At 53.3% G+C, this 448-nt stretch carries 1 rRNA gene; it reads right to left on the bottom strand.

The annotated features are described in order from the left end of the window. Positions 1–49: 49 nt before the first annotated feature. Positions 50–448: ribosomal RNA gene (locus KVP70_RS33275) — 16S ribosomal RNA — on the bottom strand; the annotation flags it as partial.

Below are 448 nucleotides of genomic sequence, written 5' to 3'. Positions count from 1 at the left end.
TTCATTACAGTCGATAAGTGTGAACGCTTGAAGAAGAGTGCTACTCTAGAAAGGAGGTGATCCAGCCGCACCTTCCGATACGGCTACCTTGTTACGACTTCACCCCAGTCACGAATCCTACCGTGGTAAGCGCCCTCCTTGCGGTTAAGCTACCTACTTCTGGTAAAACCCGCTCCCATGGTGTGACGGGCGGTGTGTACAAGACCCGGGAACGTATTCACCGCGACATGCTGATCCGCGATTACTAGCGATTCCAACTTCATGCAGTCGAGTTGCAGACTACAATCCGGACTACGATACACTTTCTGGGATTAGCTCCCCCTCGCGGGTTGGCGGCCCTCTGTATGTACCATTGTATGACGTGTGAAGCCCTACCCATAAGGGCCATGAGGACTTGACGTCATCCCCACCTTCCTCCGGTTTGTCACCGGCAGTCTCATTAGAGTGC

Source organism: Duganella violaceipulchra, from assembly GCF_019166075.1.
Taxonomy (GTDB): domain Bacteria; phylum Pseudomonadota; class Gammaproteobacteria; order Burkholderiales; family Burkholderiaceae_D; genus Rugamonas; species Rugamonas violaceipulchra.
Note: the sequence above shows the minus strand (reverse complement) of the source record. Positions and strands in the feature narration are given on the sequence as shown.